1 pseudogene is annotated in these 868 nt (G+C 65.8%); it reads right to left on the reverse strand.

Features of this window, described 5'->3' with window-relative positions:
• A pseudogene (locus tag ABD050_RS28945) lies at nt 1-801 on the reverse strand (hypothetical protein); the annotation flags it as partial.
• Nucleotides 802-868 lie beyond the last annotated feature (67 nt).

An 868-nucleotide genomic window follows, 5' to 3' on the forward strand; every position in this document is an offset into this window, starting at 1 on the left:
GCGGCGCATCATGGCGAGCGCTGCGTCGTTGACGACATAGTCGGTCCGGCCGGCGCGCAGCAGCGACAGGAAGCTTCGGCGGGATTTGGACATCGTGGTGCGGAACACAGCGAAGCGATCGTCGCCAAGCTGGGTAACGAAGCCGTTCTTGCCGGCATGGCGCGCTGAGGTATCGTCGACACTGATCCAGCGCGCAGTCTCCAGGCCGGTACGCAGCACCGCCTCGTCTTCGGCCACCAACGCTTCCAGTCCCTTGCTCAGCAGGCGCACGACCTGCCGCTTCGAGATGTGCAGCCCCATGCCGCACAGCAAGGCCGTCAGCCGGTCGCTCGTCACCTGTCCCTGGTAATGGCCAGCCGCGATGAAGCGGCGTAGCTCGGGCCCGAAGCCGCCAAGGATACCGGGCGGCAACGCCGCCACGATCCGCTCGCCGGACGGCGTCTCCCACCGCTCCCGGCGATAGCGCACCACCGCCACGCTGATCCTCAAGTCCTGGACCAGCACATCCTCATAGCCCTTGAAGCGCGAACCCTGTGGCACCTGCGCCTTCAGCCTTACCTCGCTGGTCACCACCAGCTTGTCGCGAACCGCGCCACGTCCCCGTTTGCGACCCTTCTTGCCTGCAGGCTTTGATGTCGCCTGCTCCATCCCAGACGGCTTGAGCGTGAACTTCGGCCGCGGCGGCAAACCCTTCAGCCGCGCGATCTCCTCTTTCAACGCCCCGTTCTCGGCCCGAAGCGCTGCGTTCTGCGCTGTCAGCGTCGCCACCGCCGCCTCAAGACCCGCAAGCTGATCCGACATCGCCGAAACCACCCGGCGAACATCCGACAACGCTACCCTATCGACAGGGTCCGAAATTCCTCGAGTC

It is taken from the genome of Sphingomonas oligophenolica (assembly GCF_039522915.1).
Classification (GTDB): domain Bacteria; phylum Pseudomonadota; class Alphaproteobacteria; order Sphingomonadales; family Sphingomonadaceae; genus Sphingomonas; species Sphingomonas oligophenolica.